This is a genomic window from Phocaeicola plebeius, from assembly GCF_003437535.1.
Lineage (GTDB): Bacteria > Bacteroidota > Bacteroidia > Bacteroidales > Bacteroidaceae > Phocaeicola > Phocaeicola plebeius_A.
In genome coordinates this window covers 192,845-216,925 of record NZ_QSQT01000002.1, presented here as the reverse complement: position 1 = coordinate 216,925, position 24,081 = coordinate 192,845, and the positions used below count along the sequence as shown (strand labels likewise).

Sequence of the window (24,081 nt, the reverse complement as noted above, 5' to 3'; positions counted from 1 at the left end):
TTAATTTATTTCCAATACATACACAGGGGTTGCCTCTGAGGCCTTGACTTTTTCCCCGTCTCCCTGATGTGTTTCCTGCACAAATACATGCAGTTTCCGATGTGTTTTCCACAACTCCGTATCATAGCTGGGCTCCCAGGCATCTACAGAGAAATCGGTCAGGTCTTTCACCTGCCATTTACCCGACTTCACATCATCTGTATAAGCCATAGAAACCTTACTGCCACGTTCTGCATCACGGAACACAAAATAAGCCTTCCCTTTATCTACCGCAATACGTGGGCGTGAAATCGGAATCATTTTTGTACCTCCACCTTTTAAAGAGAATCCCAGCGATCGATTCATAATCTGACGGTTCTGCCATCCCTTCCCGTCGTTCCACACCAGCCTATATTGAGGGACCTCACTGTCTGCATCTCTCCAGTAGGTCACAATATAAGGATGTCCTTCCGCATCGGTACTCATACTCGTCTGGTTAATCAATTCACTATTTTGAGGTATGCGACAAGCATATTCTGCATTATCCTTACAAATAGGCAAGGTATATTTCTCACCTGTTGATTTGTACCACGTCTTTCCCTCATCAGGAGAATATGCATAACAAAGGTCATGATTCGTTTCCACCATCCAGGTCTCACGCCATACCCATGACAAATGAATCACTCCAGCCTTATCCATATATAGTTGCCAGTAGGCATTCCGTTGATTTTCTCCGTCAATCAACACATCTTGTACACGTGTCCATTTCCTGCTCTTCAAATCATAACGATTCAATACCAAATTACCTCTTCCGGAAGCTCCTGAACGGTATACAAACAGCAAATCACCATCTGGCATCCGATAGAACTCCGGATACGTCACGTCGTCCTCATCCTTACCGGTCATCGCTTCTTTTTCTCCTAACGTCAAAGCACCGGGTGCCGTACTCTTGCAATAATTTAATTTGTTACCGTGATGGTCAAAAGAAAGATGCAGATAACCGTCCCCATCTACCATCATACTGATGACATTGTGTGCATCGGCCACATTTCCCTTATACTGACTGCGCTGTAGTGTCCAGTCAGTAGTTCCCAAAGCACGTTTACCTACGGTCAAATACCCGTCGGCATCATAATAAGATATGTATTGTACTTCCCCGTCCGTAACCAGCGAACTGTTACGGAATACGGTCGTATTGACGGAAGTCGAGCTATATCCGTCGCCCACCTTAACAAGGCGTTGTGCAGAGATTCCAGTCCAAATGAAAAAGCCTATAAAAAATAGCAAAATGCGCTTCATAGTTTATCAATTAAGTATACTTTGCAAAAGTAGAATTTTCAGGCAAAAAAAGGTATAAAAATTTCGTCAAGGAGGGATAAAAAACGGGCAAGGAAAGCCGAATGGATAAAATCCTGCCCTTTTTGACCAAATCGTCACATATTTCTATTCAAATGTTTGAGATACGGATACAAAAAACAGTCCGTATTCAAAGCATCTACTTCAATACGGACTGTTTCGCAAAAATAATATTTCTTACAGACAAGCTGGAAGTTCACTCAACTTCATACTATTGGAGCCCTTTATCAGCACGCAACAATGCTGAACAGGATGAGCAGCCAGCATAGCTTCTACCTCCTTCACGTTCTCATAATGTTCAAACGAAGCAGAGAGTCCGGCAAACTCCGGCCCAACTAAAATCACGCGTTCAAACTGACATTCGTTCAGGAAGTCCACTACTTTCTGATGCTCTTCCCGACTTCCTTCACCCAGCTCTTTCATAGCACCCAGGATAGCTACCTTGTGCTCGGCTTCCATCTGACGGAAGTTAAGCAGCGCTGCCATCATACTGGTAGGATTTGCATTATACGCATCCACAATCAGCGTATTGGATTCCGTCTGAACCAGCTGTGAACGATTGTTCTGAGGCACATAAGAAGAAAGTGCATGACAGATTTTTGTATCTTCCACGCCGAAATAACGACCAATAGCAACCGCTGCCAGTGCATTATCCAAATTATAGGCACCTATCAGGTGTGTCTTCACCTCGTGTAACGCACCTCCAGCCGCCCACTCAAAATGCAGGAACGGAGAACAAGAAAGCACTGCTCCACTTACATCCAGCCCCGAAGTCTGTCCGTAACGAACACAATTCAGTCCTTCTGCGATTTTATTCAGATGAGGATTCTCATTCTGAATGAAGATAGTGGCATTTCCTTTTTCCCGAAGATAATCATAAAGTTCTCCCTTGGTACGGATGACTCCTTCAAAAGAACCGAATCCTTCCAGATGCGCCTTTCCCACATTGGTAATAATACCGCAATCGGGCTCAGCAATATGAACCAGCGTCTTGATTTCACCCGGATGATTGGCTCCCATTTCAATGACAGCCACCTCATGTTCCGGCTTCAGGCGCAACAAGGTCAAGGGCACGCCAATATGGTTATTGAAATTTCCCTGTGTATAGAGCACATTGAATTTCTCTTTCAATACGGCCGCAATCAGTTCCTTCGTAGTGGTTTTTCCATTGGTACCGGTTACCCCCACCATACGAGTTCCTAACTTACGACGATGGTAATTGGCCAGCTGCTGCAACGTCTGAAGGCAATTTTCCACCAGCAAGATACGCGGATTCTCCGGGGATGCATACTGTGGTTCATCGACCACAGCATAACGGCATCCCTGTGCCAGCGACTGTGCAGCAAACGCATTGCCATTAAATGTTTCTCCTTTCAGGGCCAGAAACATAGAACCCTCCGGACAATGACGGCTGTCGGTCGTCAGTCCGTTACACTCCGTAAACCGGCTGTATAGTTCTTCAATATCCATATTCTTATTGTTCTGAGAAGCGCTTTGCCTGCTCTTCAATCAATGCCGCATCTTCAAAATAGTTGATTTTCATGGCACGGCGCACTTCATCCATGGTCTGAGCGGCAGCTTCACGAGCCACTTCACAACCTTTCTTCAACATATCATATACGGCAGGAATGTCTTTTTCAAACTCCTTACGACGTGTACGGATCGGTTCCAACACCTCTTCCATGACAGCTCCCAGGAACTTCTTCACCTTCATATCACCCAATCCACCGCGAGTGTAATGTGCTTTCAGCTCGTCCAGGTTAGCATATTCCGGTAAATAACGTCCGAAATGTTCTGTCTGACAGAAAGCATCCAGGTAAGTGAACACACAGTTACCTTCCAGTTTACCCGGATCGCTGACCTTGATATGTGTCGGGTCAGTGTACATGCTCTTCACTTTCTTCAATACCTCATCTGCCGAATCAGACAAATAGATACAGTTGCCCAGCGACTTACTCATCTTAGCCTTTCCATCTGTACCCGGCAAACGCAGACAAGCCGCATTGTCCGGAAGAAGGATTTCCGGTTCTACCAGTGTTTCGCCATAGATATGGTTGAAACGGCGTACAATTTCACGCGTCTGTTCAATCATCGGTTCCTGGTCTTCTCCCACCGGAACGGTAGTAGCCTTGAATGCCGCAATATCGGCAGCCTGGCTGATAGGATAAGTAAAGAAACCTACCGGAATACTTGTTTCGAAGTTACGCATCTGGATTTCAGTCTTCACCGTAGGATTACGCTGCAAGCGCGATACGGTTACCAAATCCATAAAATAGAAACTCAATTCATAGAGTTCCGGAATCTGCGACTGAATAAAGATGGTTGACTTTGCAGGGTCAAGTCCAGCAGCCAAGTAGTCCAAAGCCACTTCAATCACGTTCTGACGTACTTTTTCCGGGTTTTCAATATTATCCGTCAAAGCCTGTCCGTCAGCTTCGAACACAAATATCTTATCATACAAACCCGAATTCTGCAATTCCACACGTCGGCGCAATGAACCTACATAGTGGCCGATATGTAATTTTCCGGTCGGACGGTCACCGGTCAAGATAATCTTTTCCTTTTTCATAATATAAGCTATTGTTCATTTTTAAATTGCAGCAAAGATAGCGAAAGGTGAGCGAAGCTCCAAGCCAAAAGCTTGCTTTTGAGTGAAAGAGCTTTCGAACCGCATCCTATCTTCTCTAAAGATATATAAATCCTTTGTTTTCTTCAAAATAAATCGTTTCTTTGCAAGAGGTCTCTGCAGACAACCATCTGCCTGACAGGGACTACCTTTAACGATACCACAACAAATTATCTATAACCATGAAGAAAGAACTCAAAAAAGTCCTGGTTCTCGGATCAGGCGCACTGAAAATCGGGCAAGCCGGAGAATTCGACTACTCAGGTTCACAAGCACTGAAAGCCTTACGCGAAGAAGGCATCCGCTCGGTACTTATCAACCCTAATATTGCTACTATTCAGACTTCGGAAGGAATTGCCGACCAAGTATATTTCCTGCCCGTTACACCTTATTTCGTAACTGAAATTATTAAGAAAGAACATCCGGACGGCATTCTGCTGGCCTTTGGAGGACAAACGGCCCTGAACTGCGGTACGGAACTTTACCAGAAAGGTATATTGAAAGAATACGGTGTGGAAGTGTTAGGAACTTCCGTAGACGCCATTATGTATACAGAAGACCGCGACCTCTTTGTCAAGAAGTTGAACGAGAAATCTCTGAAAACTCCGGTCAGCCGTGCGGTAGAAAACATGAAAGACGCACTGGAAGCAGCACGTACCATCGGCTATCCGGTGATGATCCGTTCGGCTTACGCATTAGGAGGATTGGGAAGTGGTATCTGCCCCGATGAAGAAAAATTTATCGAACTGGCTGAAAGCGCCTTTACCTTCTCTCCACAGATTCTGGTGGAAGAATCACTGAAAGGCTGGAAAGAAATTGAATTCGAAGTGATTCGCGATGCCAACGACCACTGTTTCACCGTGGCCAGCATGGAAAACTTCGACCCGCTGGGTATTCATACCGGTGAATCTATCGTAGTGGCTCCTACCTGCTCACTAAGCGAAGAACAAGTAACCATGTTGCAGGATTTGTCCAAACAATGTATCCGCCATTTGAACATTGTGGGTGAATGTAACATTCAGTATGCTTTCAATGCCGAAACCAACGATTACCGCATCATCGAGGTAAACGCCCGCCTGAGCCGTTCTTCTGCACTGGCTTCCAAAGCAACCGGTTATCCGTTGGCTTTCGTTGCAGCCAAGATTGCCTTGGGCTATACCTTGGATGAAATCGGAGAAATGGGTACACCGAACTCTGCTTACGTAGCTCCGCAACTAGATTACCTGATTTGCAAGATTCCGCGTTGGGACCTCAACAAGTTTGCCGGAGTTTCTCACCGCATCGGTTCAAGCATGAAGTCTGTGGGTGAAATCATGTCTATCGGACGTACGTTTGAAGAAATCATCCAGAAAGGTCTTCGTATGATTGGACAGGGTATGCACGGATTTGTAGGCAATGACCATACCCGCTTCACCAACCTGGATGATGAACTGGCCAATCCGACTGACTTGCGTATCTTTGCCATTGCACAGGCACTGGAAGAAGGTTACTCTATCGAACGCATCTATGAACTGACCAAGATTGACCCGTGGTTTATCGGCAAACTGAAAAATATCGTAGACTACAAGCATAAACTGTCAACCTACAACTCGCTTGAAGAACTTCCGGCAGAGGTACTTCGTGAAGCAAAAGTGATGGGATTCTCTGACTTCCAGATTGCCCGCTTCGTACTGAAGCCTCAGCAGGGTAACATGGAAAAGGAAAATCTGGCCGTTCGTTCTTACCGTAAGAAATTAGGTATCCTTCCGGCCGTGAAACGCATCAATACCGTAGCTTCCGAACATCCGGAACTGACTAACTACTTGTACATGACGTATGCCGTAGAAGGATACGATGTCAACTATTACAAGAATGAAAAGTCAGTCATCGTGCTGGGTTCAGGAGCTTACCGCATCGGTTCATCTGTGGAATTTGACTGGTGCTCGGTAAATGCCATCCAGACAGCCCGCAAGTTAGGCTACAAGTCTATCATGATTAACTACAACCCGGAAACAGTTTCTACCGACTACGACGTGTGCGACCGCCTATACTTCGACGAATTGTCATTCGAACGCGTACTTGACGTCATCGACCTGGAACAGCCGCGCGGCGTCATCGTTTCTGTAGGTGGTCAGATTCCGAACAACCTGGCCATGAAACTCTATCGCCAGTCGGTTCCGGTATTGGGTACCTCTCCTATTTCTATTGACCGTGCTGAAAACCGCAACAAGTTCTCGGCTATGCTTGACCAGTTGGGCATCGACCAGCCGGCTTGGCAGGAACTGACCAGCCTGGACGATGTGAAAGACTTTGTCAAGAAAGTAGGTTATCCGGTATTGGTTCGTCCGTCATACGTACTGAGTGGTGCAGCCATGAACGTATGCTACGACCAGGAAGAACTGGAACGCTTCCTGCAAATGGCCAGCGAGGTATCAAAAGAATATCCGGTAGTTGTATCACAATTCATGCAGGAAACCAAGGAAATAGAATTCGATGCTGTGGCACAGAACGGTGAAATCGTGGAATATGCCATTTCAGAACACATCGAATTTGCCGGTGTACACTCTGGTGATGCGACACTTGTCTTCCCGGCACAGCACATCTATTTTGCTACTGCCCGCCAGATTAAGAAAATCAGCCGCAAGATTGCCAAAGAACTCAATATCTCCGGTCCGTTCAACATCCAGTTCCTGGCTAAGAACAACGATGTGAAGGTAATCGAATGTAACCTGCGTGCTTCACGTAGCTTCCCGTTTGTATCAAAAGTATTGAAACGCAACTTTATCGAGACGGCTACCCGCATCATGCTGGATGCTCCTTACGTACGTCCTGACAAGCTGGCGTTTGACATTGACTGGATTGGGGTAAAAGCTTCTCAGTTCTCATTCGCCCGTCTGCAGAATGCCGACCCAGTACTGGGAGTAGACATGTCATCTACCGGTGAAGTAGGTTGCTTGGGAGACGACTTCGATGAAGCATTGCTGAATGCCTTGATTGCAACCGGCTACAAGATTCCGAAACAGTCTGTTCTGTTCTCTTCCGGTGCTACCAAGTCGAAAGTCGATTTGCTGGATGCCAGCCAGATGCTTCACCAGAAAGGATACAACATCTATGCTACAGCTGGTACGGCTGCCTTCCTGAACTCTCACGGCATCACCACTACTCCGGTGTTTTGGCCAGATGAACGCCCGAATGCAGAAAACAATGTGATGAAGATGATTGCGGAACATAAGTTCGACTTAATTGTCAACATCCCGAAAAACCACACCAAACGGGAACTGACCAACGGTTACCGCATCCGTCGTGGTGCCATCGACCACAACATTCCGTTGATTACCAACGCACGTCTGGCCAAAGCGTTCATCGAAGCATTCTGCCACATGAACCAGAATGAAATCCAGATTAAGAGCTGGCAGGAATATAAATAAGGCATACCAAAGGTAGAAAATAAGAACATCAAAGCGCTTGAAACAAAACGCTTTGACGTTTAAATTAAAACGCAAGTGCGTTTGAAGTAAAATGCACTTGCGTTTCAACTAAAACGTCCTTGCGTTTTCCCTTAAACGCAAGGACGTTTTTTTCATATACCTTTTTCTTATTTCAAAGCGGCTTCTATATCAGCCATAAGTTCTTGAAAATCAGCCTTCGTATAACCTATTGAGGCATGAATCAGCTTACCGTCTTTTCCGAACAGGTACGCTCTGGGAATTGTCTGGTCGGCAAAAAGAGAGAAGACTTCCCGTTTAGGATCCGGATAGAGCGGGAAACTGAACTTCTTCCGTTCATTGTATTTTTTCAGTTCTGCATCCGTATGCTCCCGGCCGATAACTAACAGCTTGAAATCCTTGTTATCCTTGTATTTCGGCCACAAGGTTTTCTGAACCTCAGCCAGTTCTATCTGACAAGGACCGCACCACGTAGCAAACAAACTGACCAGCACTACCTTTCCTTTCAAATCGGCAGGTGTTACTTTACCATATATCTCCGAACTCAGGGTAATGGCAGGCATGGCATCACCCAAACTGATTTTTTCTTTCCCGGTGTCTTGTGCTGAAGCAGCCAGTACGCCCATCCAAATCAGACACAAAAGGCTCCAAATCCGTAAATTTTTCATTGTTCTTTCCTTTCTATAAAATGTTAAACCCTGACAAATATACCGTAAACCGCTGGAAAATCCGCCAAGGAATCTATCTTTGTAAATAGTTTTAACGAAAAACAAGAGCGCGTATGATGACATTTATCTCGTGTGCCAAGACCATGACCGCACGTAGCAAAACTCCATATCCAGAAACCACTACTCCTCATTTTCTGAAAGAGGCCCGCGAAAACGCCTTGTACATGACCCAGTTTACTGCCGAAGAACTGGCCCAGATGCTGAAAGTGAATCCGAAGTTAGCAGCCGAAAACTACCTGCGCTACCACGAGTTCCTTTCACCGGAAACTCCTGCCCTGCCGGCTCTTCTAGCCTACACAGGCATCGTGTTCAAGCGTATCCATCCGGCAGACTTTACCGCAGAAGATTTCCGGTATGCCCAGCAGCATTTGTTGATTACCTCTTTCTTATACGGATTGCTCCGCCCGCTGGACAGTATTCAGAATTACCGATTGGAAGGCAATGTACGATTGCCGGAACACGAGCGGAAAACCATGTTTGAATACTGGCGCCCTTTGTTGACGGACTATTTCATTGATGCCATCCGGCAACAAGGAGGCATTCTTGTCAACCTGGCCAGTGGTGAAATGAAAGACTTGTTCGACTGGGAAAAAGTCTGCCGGGAAGTACAGGTCGTTACGCCCGAGTTCTACACCCTGAAAAACGGGAAACCTACCACGGTAGTTATCTACGCCAAAATGTGCCGTGGCGAGATGACCCGCTTCATCCTGAAAAACCGGATAGTACATCCGGAACAACTGAAAGACTTTGAATGGGAAGGCTTTTCCTATCACGGAGAAGAAGACGGAAAAATGCATTTCATTCTCCAATAAAAAAGAGCGGTCTGCCGAGCCATTTCTCCCGACAGACCGCCATCAATCAAATGAAATCTATTTCTTATTCTTCAGCACCGTTACATTCAATATCCGTAGCCAAAGTTACGTAGTTCAATACAGATGTACCGTCTACCAATGCCTTTTCTGTTTCTGTAGTTTCAGTTGTCAAGCATTTTCCTTTACCAGAAATCAGGGCATTGTACATCTTCACTTGTGTACCGGCACGCAAGCGAACACCTTGTTTCTCACCGCCGTTACCAATCAAGGTCAGGTTAGCCAAAGTAGGACAAGCTACCGGAGTGGCTGCAAAGTTCTTACCATTGTTATCGCATTCCATCAAGCAGTCACAATCAAATCCGAGTGTTTCTTTTGCTTCCTGATAAGCTACCAGGAACTGACCACGTCCGTTCCATCCTTCAGTCCAGTCGAAAGAGTCATCGCTACAGTTGGTCACTACCATGTGTTTCACGTCAACGCTACCACCGAAGAATTCAAAACCGTCGTCAGAACCATTGTAAGCCTGTACGTATTCTACTGTAGTACCGTTACCTACGCCATAGAAAGAAATACCGTTTGCTTCATGTTCAGAGTCCAATGCATATCCGGTATTTTCCAGACGAATATATTTCAGTGTACCAGAGTTATCATTGTCAGCAGAACCTCCATAAGCTGCATTACCGATTTCAGATTTACCGGCACCACCTTCTGCATTGGTATGAGCTTTACCGCATATGTGCAGACCGCCCCATGCACCAGATTCTTTCTTATCTGAGGTCATGATAATCGGATTCTCTTTTGTTCCTACAGCTTCGATTTTAGCACCCTGCTGTACCAAGATATAATCTACTGACTCATCACCAGTCTTAGCTACGATTTTCACACCTTCCTGGATAGTCAGTGTAGCACCAGTCTTCACAATATAGTCACCGCTAAGTGCATATACTTTATTTGCTTCCAGTGTTTTATTTGTTGTCAGAGTACCTGTCAATGTTTCTACTGCGTTTGCGCTTGTTTCATCACCGTTACCGCTTGTACGAATCCATCCGGCTGTCCAGTCATTATTAGCAGGAACAGCACCGCGATATGCAGCTGCGTCAAAGAAATTATCTACCTTCGTCATGTCGGCTCCACCGTCAATCGTACCGACAAATTTGTTTGTAAATGTATTGCTGAAATTATAATTGATTGCGTTATTGTTTGCTGCAGTCAAGAACAACTCAGAAGAATACGCATCTGCAACAGGAGGTTCCGGATTCGGAGTGTTGTCATCTTCACTACAAGCAGTACACAAAGTCATAGCAGCGATTGCAGCCATCGACATAAATTTCAAGTTCATTGTTTTCATACTTTTCTCGTTAATAAAAAGTTTAGATAGTGTTCAATTTTTTCCTTTATGAATTTTTATAATGTATAGCTAAAACCTAACTCAAAGGTAGTTCCTCTTCCGTAGCGTTCCACTTCCAGCTTTCTGCCGTCTTTCACTTCCTGCTTGAACACGATGTCCTGGTTCAGCAAGTCGGTCATCTGCAACTTAAAGTTCCAGTGGTCATTCAGTTTGTAAGTGGCTACGAAATCCAGCGTATGCAAGTCTTCCTGTTTCACGTCGCCCAATCCGGAAATACCTACCGCATGAATGCGTGGTCCTTGCAGGTTATAGAGCAGCGTAGCAGTCAGCTGTGTATCGTTCTTAAACTTAGGAGCATAGCTGATATCCGCATTCACCAGGTAAGGAGAAGCACCCTGCAGGGAACGCTGTGCGTTGGTATAGGCTCCACCTTCCGGCAATTGTACGTTGGTGTACATGTAAGAAGCATTGGCTCCTACGCGGAAGTCGCGGAACAATTCTCTACGGAATTCCACTTCCACTCCGGCAGCCACACCCGTATCTGCATTCTGGAAAGAGTGAACAGCCGCACCACCCGACAAGGTCTGTGTACGTTCAATCGGGTCTTCCAGGATTTTCGCATAACCCGTAATAGAGAACATATTGTTGCTGTTCTGCTGGTCAAAGCGTTCATAGCGCAAGTCGATATTGTAGTTATATCCATTCTTCAATTCTGCATTACCTCGAATCATGGCTGCTCCATACGATTCCTGATAGAGGAAAGGAGCCATTTCAATGAATGACGGACGCGTTACCGTACGTGAGAACGAGAAGCGCAGGCTGTTGGCATCGTTCACTGTATATTTCAAGTTCATGGCCGGAAAGAAGTCATGACAGTTCACCTCATTCCGTTTGGCTTCACCTCCGTCTGTCGCATAATTTACCCACTGGTGACTGTATTCATAACGCACTCCGATATTCACCAGGAAATTGGCCGTCGGATAATATTCCGCATCAATAAATCCGGCATAGATGGAGTGTCCGGCATCATACTGGTCTTTCGGCTGCTGGTCACGGATTATAGCAATGTCTCCATTGGCAATATTATCATATCCCATAAAGCTGGAAGTCCGGTAAATATCCTCTATTTCAGGATTGAAACGGCTTACATCATAGTAGAAACGGGTAGAACGGAACGTACGGCTCTTGTCTTTGTAAGTAGCTCCCATGCGTATCAGGTTATTGTCACCATAGCGATAAGAGCTTCGCAAATCGCCCACCCATTCTTCTTCATTCAGCGAGCCGAAATAACGCATATTCTCCTGCTTGTTCAGGTCGAACAGTTCCAGAGAGTTACCAGCCTTTTCAAACATCACCTGTCTGCGGTCAGGCTCCTCACTGGAAGTCTTGCTATAAGAACCGCTCCAGTTCAAATCCCACTGCTGTCCAAACTCATGGTGTCCATTCAGCTGATGATTTTGAAGGGTATAAATATGAGTTACAGAGTTGTTACCTATCAGTTCATTGTCTTCATAGTCTTCTCCTTGTCGCAACATGTAGGTATTCTCCGCGTTACGTGCATAGAAGAAGGTGTACCCAATACGGTCGGCCTCTCTAAGTGTATAAGCCAGGTTACCAAGTCCTGCCAGTTTCAGTTCCTGACGGTAACTGTCGTAATTAAACTGGTCGAGAGTCGTACCTCCGGCTTCAAGTGTGCGATAAAAAGCATCTTTTGTGGTTTCATTGGTATTGCTTGCACTCAACGCGGCCAACAGACTCAGATTCTGTCCATTTACATCCCAGTTCTTTCCGCCGGCTATATTACCGCCAAATTCCGGAAGACTTGTACTCTTATTCACATCGAAGGTTGTATGAAAAGGATTTTCCTTCGCAATGGCAGTTGAAAAATCCGCCTTAGGCATGTCAATGTATTTCTGATTAATGCCCGGATTACGGAACAAGGAATACTGCTGATCCATTTTATAGAAATCCTGGAAAATTGTATTGAACCGACCTCCTGTATTGAAACCGATGGAGAAAAAGTCTTTTCCGGTATTTTCTTTGGTACTGATGTCAATGTGTGCTCCTGAATAATCTGCAAAAGTTCCAGCTTCATATACCTTACTGACCGTTATGTTCCGTACCGTACTTGAAGGAAACAAATCCAAAGGAATCAGTTTGTTATCCGGATTCGGGGAAGCAATCGGCAGTCCGTTCAAGGTAGTCGTACTATATCGGTCACCCAATCCGCGCACAATCAGCTGTCCTGCACTGGCAATCGAGATACCGGTTATTTTCTTCACGCCTTCCTGTACATTACTGATACCTTTCACGCTCATTTCTTTTGCCCCAAGGTTTTCAATAGCTACAGTGGCTTTCTGGCGTTCCATGCTCAACGCACGTTCCCCTTCCAGGTTTTTACGTGCAACAACGGAGACTTCACTCAAGGCTTGTGCATCGCTTTCCATCTCAAAGTTCAGCACCACATCTTTGCCTTTTGCTTTTACAGCCCCAGCCTTAATGTCGGTGTATCCCACGTATTTCACCACAAGGTCATATACTCCACCGGGGACATCCAAAATATAATTTCCGTCAAGATCGGCTACAGCCCCTACTGTACTTCCAAGCACTTGTACGGTAGCTCCCGTCAATGGTTCTTTAGTCTGCTTGTCTACAATGGTACCTTTTATAGTCTCTGCTACCATCGGCATAGTAGAACAAGCTAAGAAACCTGAAACAAAAACAATCTCCTTAAAACCTAATCTCATAATCTATTCATGCATTTCTTTTTTCCGTTGCAAAGATGGAGTGTTTATGTTACAGCAGAACTTCATGAGATGTACATTTCATTTACGCAAAGATTACGTTTGTATTTCTGATTTGAGAAATCAAAAGAATACTTCATATCTTCTTTTTCTCCCCAATTATATAAGGTATAATCATAGTTTTTCCTATTTTTGTACAGACCAAAATAAATAAGATTATGTATCCTTTGAAATTCAAACCTATTTTAAAATCGACCCTTTGGGGAGGAGAGCGTATTATTCCTTTTAAACAACTGGACTGTCAGCAGGAACAAGTGGGAGAAAGCTGGGAAATCTCAGACGTACCGGGCGACGAATCTGTAGTAGCAGAAGGTGCAGATGCCGGCAAGAACCTGACTCAGCTGATGGAAGAATATAAAGGAAAGCTGGTAGGAGAAGAAAACTACAAGCGATTCCAGGGCAAGTTCCCTTTGCTTATCAAGTTTATTGACGCCAAGCAGGATTTGTCTATTCAGGTACACCCTGACGATGAACTGGCCATGAAGCGCCACCAGTCTATGGGTAAAACAGAAATGTGGTATATCATCGACAATACCGGCGGACAGGCACACCTGTATTCAGGTTTGAAAAAACAGATTACTCCGCAGGAATATGCCGACATGATTGAAAACAATACAATTTGTGATGCCCTCGACAAATATGACGTACAGCCGGGCGATGTATTCTTCTTGCCGGCAGGACGTATCCACAGTATCGGAGCCGGATGTTTCCTGGCAGAAATACAGCAGACTTCCAACATCACGTACCGTATTTACGACTTCAACCGCAGAGACAAGAACGGTAACTTGCGTGAACTGCATACGGAACTTTCAAAAGATGCCATCGACTATACTGTATCTGATGATTATCGTACGCACTATGAACCGCGTAAAGACGAACCAGTGGAACTGGTAAGCTGTCCGTACTTCACCACTTCTGTTTATAACCTGACAGAAACCATGAACATGGACTATAGCGAACTGGATTCGTTTGTCATTTACATCTGCATGAAGGGAGCCTGCACCGTTACTGACAACGAAGGCAACCGCATCAGCGTAAAAGCAGGTGAATCAGTATTGTTCCCGGCTACTACCCAGAACCTGGAAGTTGTACCGGAAGGAGAAGTATCTTTCCTGGAAACTTACGTATAATCTGATTTGATTTATACTTATTGCTGAGTCCTTTTCTTTTGTCCTGTTTCAGGCAGAGAAAGGGACTCAGTCATTTTTTACAAAAGCATTAGGTGATACGCCTGTAATCTGGCGGAACACACGATTGAAATGGTTGGGAGTGGCAAAACCTACTTCGTATGCAATCTGCTGCATGGTCCTTCCCCCATCGGCAAAAAGCTCGATAGCCCGCATGATTCTCAGATTGTTCACATAATAGCTGAAACGTATACCCGACTCATTGAACAAACGACTCAGGTTGCGCACAGAGAATCCGAAACGAGCAGCCAGTTGCGGCATCTTCAAATTCTCATGCAAATGCTCCTGCAGATAGGCCAGAATAGGATGCAAACGTGCATCATTGGGAATGGCCAGCATCTTCAACAAGAAGCCCATATCCTGGCTGATGGAAGGCAGCAGTTTGAAAAAGCTGAGTGCAAAGGCATACAAATCGGGAGAATCAGCCTGTTCTATCTCCGTCCCCTTGGAAGCAATAAATTTCAAGTTCTCTGCAATGAAGGAGTTGGTATGATAAATGGAGAATTCTTTCAAGGCGGTATCCTTGTCATCCGCATCCAGCGACAGATAGAAAATAACCAGTGACACCTGCCGGTTCTTGCTGGACAATTCATGCTCCGTACAGCCGGGTATCCAAGCGATGTGCTTCTCTGGCACAAAATAGCTTGTGGAACCTATCTGTACATGCAACGTGCCGGAAAGGGTATAGATAATCTGGCACTTTTCATGTGCATGGCCCGGCAATTTAATTTCTTCCCATCCGGTTTTCTTGATACGGATGGTCTCCTTACTCGTCTGCTTTATCAGCGAAATATAGCTTTCCTGTTCCTGATTCATTCTCTGAGGATGGCTTAAAATGGTAATCTTTTTGCATAAACCGCAAATTCAGCCTAAAAATAATGGTTTAATTTTGCACAGCCAAATAAAATGGCTAAAGGTATTTTCAACACAAAAAGAATAATGGGTAAAAGATTAGTTTCAACTATTGGAGTTCTTTCTTTTTTTATTTACACAGCCGCCGCACAAGAACAAGTGATAACCATTGAGGACTTGTTTCAACTGGCTGACCAAAACAGCAAAAGCATCCAGCTTCATTCGCTGGCCATTGACGAAACAACACAGGCAGTAAAAGTGGCTAAAAATGCCAAACTGCCCTCCATTCGGGCACAAGTGGACCTCAACTACATTGGCGACGGCTGCATGACAGACCGGGATTTCAGTAACGGCATACATGCCGACATGCCGCATTTCGGCAATTCTTTTGTACTCAAGGCCTCACAGACTATCTACGCCGGAGGAAGTATCAACGCCAACATCCAGAAAGCGAAACTGCAACAGCAACTGGCACAACAGACTTATCAAAACAACCAGCAGGATTTGCGCTTCATGCTGTTGGGATATTACCTTGATTTGTTCCAGCTGAGAAATCAACAGACGGTCTACGAGAAGAACATTGAGCAGACACATCTATTGGTGAAGGATATGCGGGCAGCCTATCAACAGGGTACGGCACTGAAGAGTGACATTACCCGTTATGAACTACAGTTGCAGAATCTGCAATTAGGCCTGACTTCTACTATCAACAGGCTCAATGTCTTGAACCACAAGCTGACGACTACTATCGGACTGGACCCTTCGATACATATTGTACCCGACTCCACGGCACTGTTCCGTATCAATGTGGACAAACAGCATGAAGCGACCTGGATGGAAGCTTCTCAGGAATCTCCTGAACTCCAGCAGGCACACACGGAAATCAAGCTGACCCACAACCAGCAGAACCTGATTCGTTCGGAACGCAGACCTCACATCAGTCTGACGGCAACTAATGAGTTTAATGGGCCGATTCTGATAGAAGTTCCGCCATTGAACAACAACTTCAACTACTGGTTTGCCGGAGTAGGTATCTCGTACAATCTGGATGCTTTGTTCAAAAGCAAGAAGAAGCTGAAACAGGCACGGATAGCCACCTCAAAAGCAGAAAAGAATTACCAGCTGGTCAAGGAAGAAATAGAGAACAAGGTACACGAAGCGTACGTAAACCTGAATGAAGCTTACGTTAGACTGAATACCCAGCAAAAAAGCGTACAGCTGACGCATGAAAACTTCCGCATCGTGCGGCAACGTTACTTGAACGGCCTGTCACTGATTACCGATATGCTGGATGCCAGCAACATGCAGCTGGATATGGAATTGCAGCTGGCCAACTACCAGATAGGTATATTGTATCAATATTACCTGCTGAAAAAAATTACGGGAACACTTTAATGAAATGCATATTTACACAAAAACGAAAAAATATATGATGCGAAACAAAAAAAGAGCTATTTCTAATTTCTTTATACTGCTGGTCCTCGTAGCCGGTATCAGCTGGGTTTGCGGCAAATTTATCCATTTAGGTAATGTGGAATATACAGACAATGCCCAGGTGAAGCAACACCTGACTCCTGTCAGCACACGGGTACAGGGCTTCATCAAAAAAATCTGTTTTGAGGAATATCAGACTGTGAAAAAAGGAGATACCCTGGCCATCATAGAAGATACGGAATACCGTCTGAAAGTGGCACAAGCCGAAGCCGACTATCGCAATGCACTGGCCGGAAAGAGTGCCATGCATACCACTATCAACACCACACAGAACAACATCCTCGTAACGGATGCAGCCATTGATGAGCAGCGTATTCGTCTGCAAAATGCTCAGACGGATTACAAACGTTATCAGGAATTGCTGAAAGAAGAAGCCGTTACCCCTCAGCAATTCGACCGGGTAAAAACGGATTACGAAGCGACACAGGCACGCTATGAACAGCTGTTACGCCAGAAGCAATCGACTTTGCTCCAGAAGCAGGAACAGACCCAGCGCCTGGAACAGAATGAATCGGCCATCAAACTGGCAGAGGCAGCGCTCAACCTGGCCAAACTAAACCTCTCTTATACAGTGATTCTGGCTACTACAGACGGGGTGACCGGACGAAAAAACATCCATGAAGGAGAGTTAGTTCAGCCCGGACAAGCCTTAGTAACTCTGGTAGATGGTACGGAGAAATGGGTCATTGCCAACTACAAAGAAACTCAGACTACCGACATGAAGAGAAATCAGCTGGTGGAAGTAAGAGTAGATGCTATTCCTGATGTGAAGTTTGAGGGACGTATTGCTTCTATTTCGGATGCTACCGGAGCTTCCTATTCACTTATTCCACAAAATAACTCGGCGGGCAACTTCGTAAAGGTAGAACAGCGCATCCCAGTCCGTATCGAGTTTACGGAAAACAACCGCCCGGAAGATTTGCAACGCTTGAGAGCCGGAATGAATGTAGAATGTTACGTTAAACAGTAAACACGAAAATGGCTGAACCACGTCCTCAGATTCCTTACTTCAAAGAATTCTTACCGACTCCGGTCTGCATCGGCCTGTCGCTCTTCTTTGCCATGGTCTTTCAGTTTAACGGAGGAGTTTTCCTGCCAGCTGCTACCCAGATGTCGAGTGCATTAGGATGTATCCAGGAAGATGTAACCATGGCAGCCTATGCCTCTTTCATCGGTATGACCGTTATATTTCCGATACTGTTCCGTCTGAAATCCCGGTTTACCACCCGGTCTATTTTCATGACGGTATGCCCGGTACTCATTCTCTGCAACCTGATTACCATGCATACAGACAACATCTTTCTTATGATTTGTGTATGCTTCGTATCGGGATTCTTCCGCATGTGGGGCACCTTCGAGTGTTTCTCCAATACCCGTCTGAGCATCACACCTTCCGGAAATTTCTCGGTGTTCTATCCCGTTATCTATATCATCGTACTTGAAAGTATACAGTTGTCCGGACTGGTCACCATGCACATCAACGACTGGGCCAACTGGCAATACATGCACTGGTTTGTCATCGGCATGCTGATGGTGGTATGGATTTGCGTCATGTGCCTGACACGGACTATCCGACTGGGTAAAAAGATTCCCTTATATGGCATAGACTGGATAGGCCTCCTCTTATGGACAGGCATGCTGTTTGCAATTGTTTTTATCTGTATCTATGGAGACTTTTACGACTGGCTGGACAGCGTACAAATTCGCTCCTGCATTGTAATAGCCGTAGTGTCCTTGTTGATAAACATCAACCGGATGACTTCCATACGGCATCCGTATATAGACCCGCAGGTATTCCGCTACAAGAAATTCCCCGTAGTGTTGTTCCTGTTCTTGATGCTTTGTCTGTTTCTCACCACCTCCTCCGTGCTGCAAAATGCATTCATGACCTCCATCTTACAGTACGATACGCTAAACGCCATTTCATTGAACTGGTGTGTATTTGCAGGAATCCTGGCTGGAGCAGGTATCGTATTCTTCCGGCAAGCAGTATTAAAAAAAGGATATAAACTATTGATCTCTGTCGGATTTACACTGATAGTCATGTACCAGTATTACATGTATTTTCTGATATACCCTGATTTGAATATTGAAAGTTTGTATCTGCCCAACTTTTTAAAAGGCATCGGTCATGGAGTGCTTTATATTTCGCTGACCATTTATGTAGCGAAGCATATACCCTTCAAGCATTTCTTCCAGTCTTTGTGCGTACTCAGCTTCATTCGTACCAGCATTGCAACCCCTCTGGGAGCAGCCATATTGAACCGTTGGATGAAACACCTGCAACGCGACAACTGGGGGTTATTAAGCAGAAACATGGACAACCTGCACGAGTGGATGCCGGATGTATCAGTCATACAACTCTATAATGAAGTAAACACCCAGACCATGCTGACCAGCCTGAAAGAGTTGTTCGGCTGGGTATGTCTGTTAGGTACTGTTTTTCTTGTAATCGTGCTCAGCTACCGAATCTGGCGCGACCGCCACTTGGCAGCTCTCAAAATGCTGCATAGCCTGCCCATAAAGAAACGGTACAGGCCATCCAGCGTACATAGAATCTCTAAAAATTAAAATTTATAGCCAGCAGTGAAGAAGAATGCCAAGTTACGTGTCTTTGAATTGCTGGCTAATTTGCAGCATCCAAATTCTCCGTCAAGTCCTACTGTCCAGCGTTTAAAGTCGAGTGCTACACCCGCCATCACACCGGCATCAAAACGGCGCAGCCCTGAGACGATTTCTCCTTCAATCTTTGATTCACCGAAAGTGTTATAAGAAACAGTCAAGTCATCAATGTCAATATTCCACTTGCCGTTTACCCCATAAGCCAAATAAGGACCTGCCGTAAACACCATATCAAAATTAGCAGCCGTGCCTACATGAAAAGCAGCCAGCAAAGGCATCTCAAAATAGTTCTGGTTTACGTGCATATCCACCACATTCTTCGTATTAGCCCCTACATAATCCACGTCTATGCTTGCTCCTTTCGAAGCCCAGTATAATCCGGTCTGGAATGATACCAGTCCACTCAAAGGTACATCAATTCCTACTCCAACCTTCTGGTTAAACAATGGAGAAGAGTCTCCGGCATCCTTTCCCATCCAGGTACTCATACCCAGTCCAAGTTCCATACTCCAGGTTACTTTTGTCTGTGCGGCCATTGTCAAAGCTACGAACAAACCTGCCACTATGCATGCAATCTTTTTCATAAGCTCAAATAATAGATGAATTACACAAATTTAAAAAGATAAAGCGGAGAAACAAATAAAAAGGGAGCAAAAAAGAAGTTTTCACCTCTTTTTGCTCCCTATCTATTAATTATTCAATCGTTCTTATTAGAATTCGTACTCAATACCAATGGAGATATTTTCGCCATCCAAGCCAACGCCGAATCCATTTTCTTCTCCACGATAATAGTCGTCACGATAACCAGCAAAACCTACTTTAGTAATAAAGCTGAAATTATCATTCAATTTTACAGCCAATCCCGGTTTCACTCCGATTTCAAAACCGTTTACAGACTCTGCATGTTTCTCTTTATAAGTAGAAAATCCAAATCCCATATCCAAGAACAAACGTACAATCTTGTTTTCATAGAAAGAGTAACGTGCATACGGAGCCAAAGCAAATGCATTCGTGCTTATTGCATCTTCACCATCATAACCTTTATGCGCATAAGCCAATTCCACACCTACGGCCCATTTCTCACTCAGATTATAACCTACATCCGGTGTAATAGAGAATGAAGTCTTATCTACATCATTGTTTCTCCACAAGCTGATACCACCACCTAAATAAATACCTTCCTGTGCGCTGGCTGTGATGGCAGCCATTACAATTACTACGAGTAAAAATAATTTTCTCATAATCTTCTTTTTTTAGTTTTACAAATATATTAACAACTGAATACAGTTTTTTGTTCACTTTTATCCCTGTTTGTGTCTGTTGGCTCTCCGGCGGCGATATTCCGCTTTCATTTTGGCAGAGCCAGAACCATGCAAACCCGTAATGTAGGTTTTCTTTTTAGCTTTGGTCTTTACTTTCTCTTCTTTCTTTTTTCCGTCAGAAGACTTCCCGCCTCTGAACACAATTCCTTCTGTCAATATCTTTTCAATATCCATATTCTTTCATTTTTTAGGAGATAATTTCACATGTTTTCCTGCTTTCGTACATACCAGCGTACGCTTCAATGGAACACGGGTAGACATATTAAATAATAATCCGGGATTAAAATGTTGTCCGTTGGCCCTAAGTTCAAAATGCAGATGCTCTGTCGTAGCACGTCCGGTACGCCCGGTCAATGCAATTACCTGACCCGACTTAACCGAATCACCTGGTGCAACAAAGTTCTTGGAATTATGACTGTACACGGTTTCCAATCCATTAAAATGCCGCACCACAATCACCTTTCCATATCCACCGTAACTTTTGGCCATGCGTACCACACCGTCGAACACACAAAGAATGGAATCATTGGCCTTGGTCTTTATATCTGCTCCCGAATGTCCACCACGGCTTCCATAAGCAGAAATTACCTTTCCTCCGGGAAGTGGGAAGCAGAACTGCGAATCAGCCAGACACTCCAGATGTATCTCCACGCTATTTCCCTTTGAGAACAATCCCGGTGTATGCACCCTGACATGACTACGCTCCATGTGCGTAAATCCTGTTTTCACAGGTTCATCAGCCTGCATATTTCCCATACAAAGCAACAACAGTCCAAGTATTACAATCAAGCGATTCATTCTATTCAAAATAATAAAGTTCTACATCCTGGGCATCCGCAAATTCTTTCAGCAGGTTCACCATATAGTGTACGTCTTCCTCCAGCCCTTCACTACCACTATATGCATTCATGATAGCCAACAGATGAGTAGTTTCCGATGAAATCTTTGTCCGTTCATTATCGCTTGTCGGTGTACCTACACCTCCCACGGCATCACGATATACGGGCATTCCCTCAATGTTCAATTCTCCACGCCCAATACCTTCGTAAGGCTCACCTGCCTTTCCGATACCTAATACCAGCTTGTCTCCTTGAATCTTATCCCGGTCAAAGCCACCGATGGAATGCCCACTATTGATGGACGCCAAGTTAATCAAATCGACCAGCGTATCTATCTGATAAAGTGAAAGTCCTCTTAACAAGCGGCGGCATAAAGCTTCTGAAGAAGGACGGTAACGGCTGGGATCTTTCCCACATTTCTTATAAGCCTGACGAGTAGCCTGAATGGCAGGCATCTCTTTAATAGAATCAATGGTATATTTCTGACGGTAAAGTTCCGTAAACTCACCGATACGTTCCCACAGTTCTTCACTATATGGAGAATTTTTTACCGTCGCAAATACAGCGGCTCCACGAAACTGCGGCCAAGCCTGCCGTAATTCCTCTGATACTTCAATTTTCAAATCCATTTCGCTATTTTCTTAAATGGTTCTACATCCGCATAATCCCCGACAAAATACGCCCGGAACGAATGCCCAGCCGACGTGCCGAGAAGAAATCCGTATAATTCTGATAGGTACAAATCCCTGCGACTTCCACATTCTCCTTCTTTACGCCTTTAGACAGCAACTGCATCCGGTTGGCTTCCCAAAGGTCGAGGTGCCACTTCTCATCTCTGCGGGCGATGCAAGGCATATCAAATCCGGCTGCTTCAAAGGCTTCATACACCTCATCTCCCACTTCAAAAGCATCCAGAGAGATACCCGGCCCTATATAAGCCTGTACATCTTCTCCCTTCGTACCATAAAGTTCCGCCATCTTGTCCAACGTCTTTTCCACGATGCGCTTCACTGTTCCCCGCCATCCGGCATGTATCGCCGCAATCACTTTCTGTCGAGTATCATAGCAAAGCACCGGGATACAATCGGCAGTAGAAATGCAAAGACAGACCTGCTTCATGTCGCTGACCATCGCATCCACTCCTTCCAGTTGCTTCAATTGTTCCTCTGAAGAGAGCCGTAAAAAAGCCTCATCCACGACCTTCACCACCGTATCGTGTGTTTGATGAGGTACAACCAGCATCCGGGGATGCACAGGTAACAACGAACACAGCAGTTCCCGGTTCCGTTCCACCTTATCCGGCGCATCACCACAATAATGATTGCAGTTAAACGAAGCATAATTCCCCTTACTACAACCACCATAACGTGTAGTAGAGAAACAAAAAATGTCGGTGTGCGGACTTTTCGGGCCGTACACCAACATTCTTTTATCATCAGTCAGATTATTCATTACTTTTGTGGTTCGTCCTCCCAGTCTTCCTCTTCGTACTCGTAGTCAAAGTCATCATCCTCATCCACATCCTCATATTCATAGTCAAAGTCTTCGTCTTCGCCCATATCTTCCAGCTCCTTGCGAAGCTTGGTCATATCTTTCGGACGATGTACGATGGCTTCCCGACGTACTGCTTCCAACTGGTTACTGTCTTTATTCAGTTCGGCCCAGAGTAAGTCTTTCAACTGCTGGATACCCATTCCAGACACCGAAGAAATAAAGACATGAGGTATATCTTCAGGCAATGTAGGTTCCAGCATCTGCATCAGTTCCTCGTCCAGCATGTCACATTTCGTAATGGCCAACACCCGCTGCTTGTCCAGCATCTCCGGATTAAAGGTAGCCAGTTCATTCAACAGAATCTCATACTCCTTACGTATGTCATCCGTATCGCCCGGTACCATAAACAGCAGCAATGAGTTGCGCTCAATGTGACGCAAGAACCGCAGTCCCAGTCCCTTTCCTTCACTGGCTCCTTCAATGATACCCGGAATATCCGCCATCACGAAAGACTTCCCTTCGTGATAAGACACAATTCCCAGGTTCGGTTCCAGCGTGGTAAAAGGATAATTGGCAATTTTCGGACGTGCGGCAGAAACCGAAGACAGCAAAGTGGATTTTCCGGCATTCGGAAAACCTACCAGACCTACATCCGCCAATAATTTCAATTCCAAAATCACCGTCATCTCCTGCATCGGTTCACCCGGTTGGGCAAAACGAGGTGCCTGACGGGTCGCTGTACGGAAATGCCAGTTTCCCAATCCTCCGCGTCCGCCTTTCAGCAAGATGACTTCCTGTCCGTGCTCCGTTACGTCGCACACATATTCCCCTGTTTCGGCATTATATACTACCGTTCCACAAGGCACTTCAATGACTTTATCTGCCCCGTCCTTTCCGAAACTCTTGTTTTTCGAGCCGTTACCTCCGTGTTCCGCAAACACATGACGGTCGTACTTCAGGTGCAGCAATGTCCAGTAATTGCGGTTTCCCCGCAAAATCACATGACCTCCTCTACCACCGTCGCCACCGTCCGGACCTCCGTTGGGCATATACTTCTCACGGCGCATGTGCACCGAGCCACGGCCTCCCTTTCCGGAGCGGCAGTAGATTTTTACATAATCAACAAAATTCGATTCAGCCATAAATTCAAGTTTAAGAACTGGCAGACCGTCACCGGCCCGCCAGTTTTTTTT

20 protein-coding genes are annotated in these 24,081 nt (G+C 45.2%); 6 read left to right on the top strand and 14 right to left on the bottom strand.

The window, feature by feature from the left end:
- From DXD04_RS02195 to trpS, 3 genes are all read right to left on the bottom strand, one after another.
- Complete coding sequence (locus DXD04_RS02195) at positions 1-1,278, bottom strand: alpha-l-rhamnosidase (protein ID WP_117670456.1); 1,278 nt, start codon at positions 1,276-1,278, stop codon at positions 1-3.
- Positions 1,279-1,512: 234 nt separating this feature from the next.
- Complete coding sequence (locus tag DXD04_RS02190) at positions 1,513-2,805, bottom strand: UDP-N-acetylmuramoyl-tripeptide--D-alanyl-D-alanine ligase (RefSeq protein ID WP_117670454.1); 1,293 nt, start codon at positions 2,803-2,805, stop codon at positions 1,513-1,515.
- Positions 2,806-2,809: 4 nt separating this feature from the next.
- Positions 2,810-3,904, bottom strand: a complete 1,095-nt coding sequence (gene trpS / locus DXD04_RS02185; protein ID WP_007559732.1) for a tryptophan--tRNA ligase — start codon at positions 3,902-3,904, stop codon at positions 2,810-2,812.
- Positions 3,905-4,143: 239 nt separating this feature from the next.
- Between trpS and carB the strand changes: the two genes are divergently transcribed.
- On the top strand, positions 4,144-7,368 hold the full coding sequence (carB, locus tag DXD04_RS02180) for a carbamoyl-phosphate synthase (glutamine-hydrolyzing) large subunit (RefSeq protein ID WP_117670452.1): 3,225 nt from the start codon (positions 4,144-4,146) through the stop codon (positions 7,366-7,368).
- Positions 7,369-7,535: 167 nt separating this feature from the next.
- Here carB and DXD04_RS02175 read toward each other — a convergent pair whose 3' ends face one another.
- Entirely contained in the window at positions 7,536-8,054 is a 519-nt protein-coding gene (locus tag DXD04_RS02175) for a TlpA family protein disulfide reductase (protein WP_117670450.1), read from the bottom strand.
- A gap of 113 nt (positions 8,055-8,167) precedes the next feature.
- Between DXD04_RS02175 and DXD04_RS02170 the strand changes: the two genes are divergently transcribed.
- Positions 8,168-8,926, top strand: a complete 759-nt coding sequence (locus DXD04_RS02170) for a YaaA family protein (RefSeq protein WP_117670448.1) — start codon at positions 8,168-8,170, stop codon at positions 8,924-8,926.
- 64 nt (positions 8,927-8,990) lie between these two features.
- Here DXD04_RS02170 and DXD04_RS02165 read toward each other — a convergent pair whose 3' ends face one another.
- Both DXD04_RS02165 and DXD04_RS02160 read right to left on the bottom strand, forming a co-directional pair.
- Positions 8,991-10,274, bottom strand: coding sequence for a hypothetical protein (locus DXD04_RS02165; RefSeq protein WP_117670446.1), 1,284 nt, complete (start codon positions 10,272-10,274; stop codon positions 8,991-8,993).
- 56 nt (positions 10,275-10,330) lie between these two features.
- On the bottom strand, positions 10,331-13,021 hold the full coding sequence (locus DXD04_RS02160; protein ID WP_117670444.1) for a TonB-dependent receptor: 2,691 nt from the start codon (positions 13,019-13,021) through the stop codon (positions 10,331-10,333).
- Between the two features lie 215 nt (positions 13,022-13,236).
- Here DXD04_RS02160 and DXD04_RS02155 point away from each other — a divergent pair, with 215 nt between their 5' ends.
- Positions 13,237-14,208, top strand: coding sequence for a type I phosphomannose isomerase catalytic subunit (locus tag DXD04_RS02155; protein WP_117670442.1), 972 nt, complete (start codon positions 13,237-13,239; stop codon positions 14,206-14,208).
- 66 nt (positions 14,209-14,274) lie between these two features.
- On the opposite strand, the gene DXD04_RS02150 is transcribed toward DXD04_RS02155, so the two are convergent.
- Positions 14,275-15,081 carry an AraC family transcriptional regulator gene (locus tag DXD04_RS02150; protein WP_117670440.1) on the bottom strand — a complete coding sequence of 269 codons (807 nt, stop codon included), beginning with the start codon at positions 15,079-15,081 and terminating at the stop codon, positions 14,275-14,277.
- 123 nt (positions 15,082-15,204) lie between these two features.
- Between DXD04_RS02150 and DXD04_RS02145 the strand changes: the two genes are divergently transcribed.
- From DXD04_RS02145 to DXD04_RS02135, 3 genes are read left to right on the top strand one after another with little or no spacing between them, the layout of a single operon-like run.
- Entirely contained in the window at positions 15,205-16,512 is a 1,308-nt protein-coding gene (locus DXD04_RS02145) for a TolC family protein (RefSeq protein WP_259299493.1), read from the top strand.
- Between the two features lie 34 nt (positions 16,513-16,546).
- On the top strand, positions 16,547-17,581 hold the full coding sequence (locus tag DXD04_RS02140) for an HlyD family secretion protein (RefSeq protein WP_117670436.1): 1,035 nt from the start codon (positions 16,547-16,549) through the stop codon (positions 17,579-17,581).
- Positions 17,582-17,589: 8 nt separating this feature from the next.
- Complete coding sequence (locus DXD04_RS02135; RefSeq protein WP_117670433.1) at positions 17,590-19,182, top strand: efflux MFS transporter permease; 1,593 nt, start codon at positions 17,590-17,592, stop codon at positions 19,180-19,182.
- Here the strand turns inward: DXD04_RS02135 and DXD04_RS02130 are convergent.
- The 7 genes from DXD04_RS02130 to obgE all read right to left on the bottom strand — a co-directional run bounded on the left by DXD04_RS02130 (position 19,179) and on the right by obgE (position 24,030).
- Positions 19,179-19,817, bottom strand: coding sequence for a porin family protein (locus DXD04_RS02130; protein ID WP_117670431.1), 639 nt, complete (start codon positions 19,815-19,817; stop codon positions 19,179-19,181). The two genes, DXD04_RS02135 and DXD04_RS02130, sit on opposite strands and share 4 nt — an antisense overlap.
- A 126-nt stretch (positions 19,818-19,943) precedes the next feature.
- Complete coding sequence (locus DXD04_RS02125) at positions 19,944-20,474, bottom strand: outer membrane beta-barrel protein (protein WP_117670429.1); 531 nt, start codon at positions 20,472-20,474, stop codon at positions 19,944-19,946.
- Between the two features lie 60 nt (positions 20,475-20,534).
- Positions 20,535-20,729 (bottom strand): hypothetical protein, encoded by a 195-nt coding sequence (locus tag DXD04_RS02120; protein ID WP_007559749.1) that lies wholly within the window; start codon positions 20,727-20,729, stop codon positions 20,535-20,537.
- Between the two features lie 6 nt (positions 20,730-20,735).
- Positions 20,736-21,353: a M23 family metallopeptidase gene (locus DXD04_RS02115; RefSeq protein WP_259299497.1), complete on the bottom strand. Its 618-nt coding sequence runs from the start codon at positions 21,351-21,353 to the stop codon at positions 20,736-20,738.
- A 1-nt stretch (position 21,354) separates the two neighbouring features.
- Complete coding sequence (locus tag DXD04_RS02110; protein WP_117670512.1) at positions 21,355-22,017, bottom strand: B3/B4 domain-containing protein; 663 nt, start codon at positions 22,015-22,017, stop codon at positions 21,355-21,357.
- Positions 22,018-22,045: 28 nt separating this feature from the next.
- Entirely contained in the window at positions 22,046-22,846 is an 801-nt protein-coding gene (pgeF, locus tag DXD04_RS02105; protein ID WP_117670427.1) for a peptidoglycan editing factor PgeF, read from the bottom strand.
- Positions 22,846-24,030: a GTPase ObgE gene (obgE, locus tag DXD04_RS02100; protein ID WP_022054084.1), complete on the bottom strand. Its 1,185-nt coding sequence runs from the start codon at positions 24,028-24,030 to the stop codon at positions 22,846-22,848. Before obgE ends, pgeF begins: the two co-directional genes overlap by 1 nt.
- Positions 24,031-24,081 lie beyond the last annotated feature (51 nt).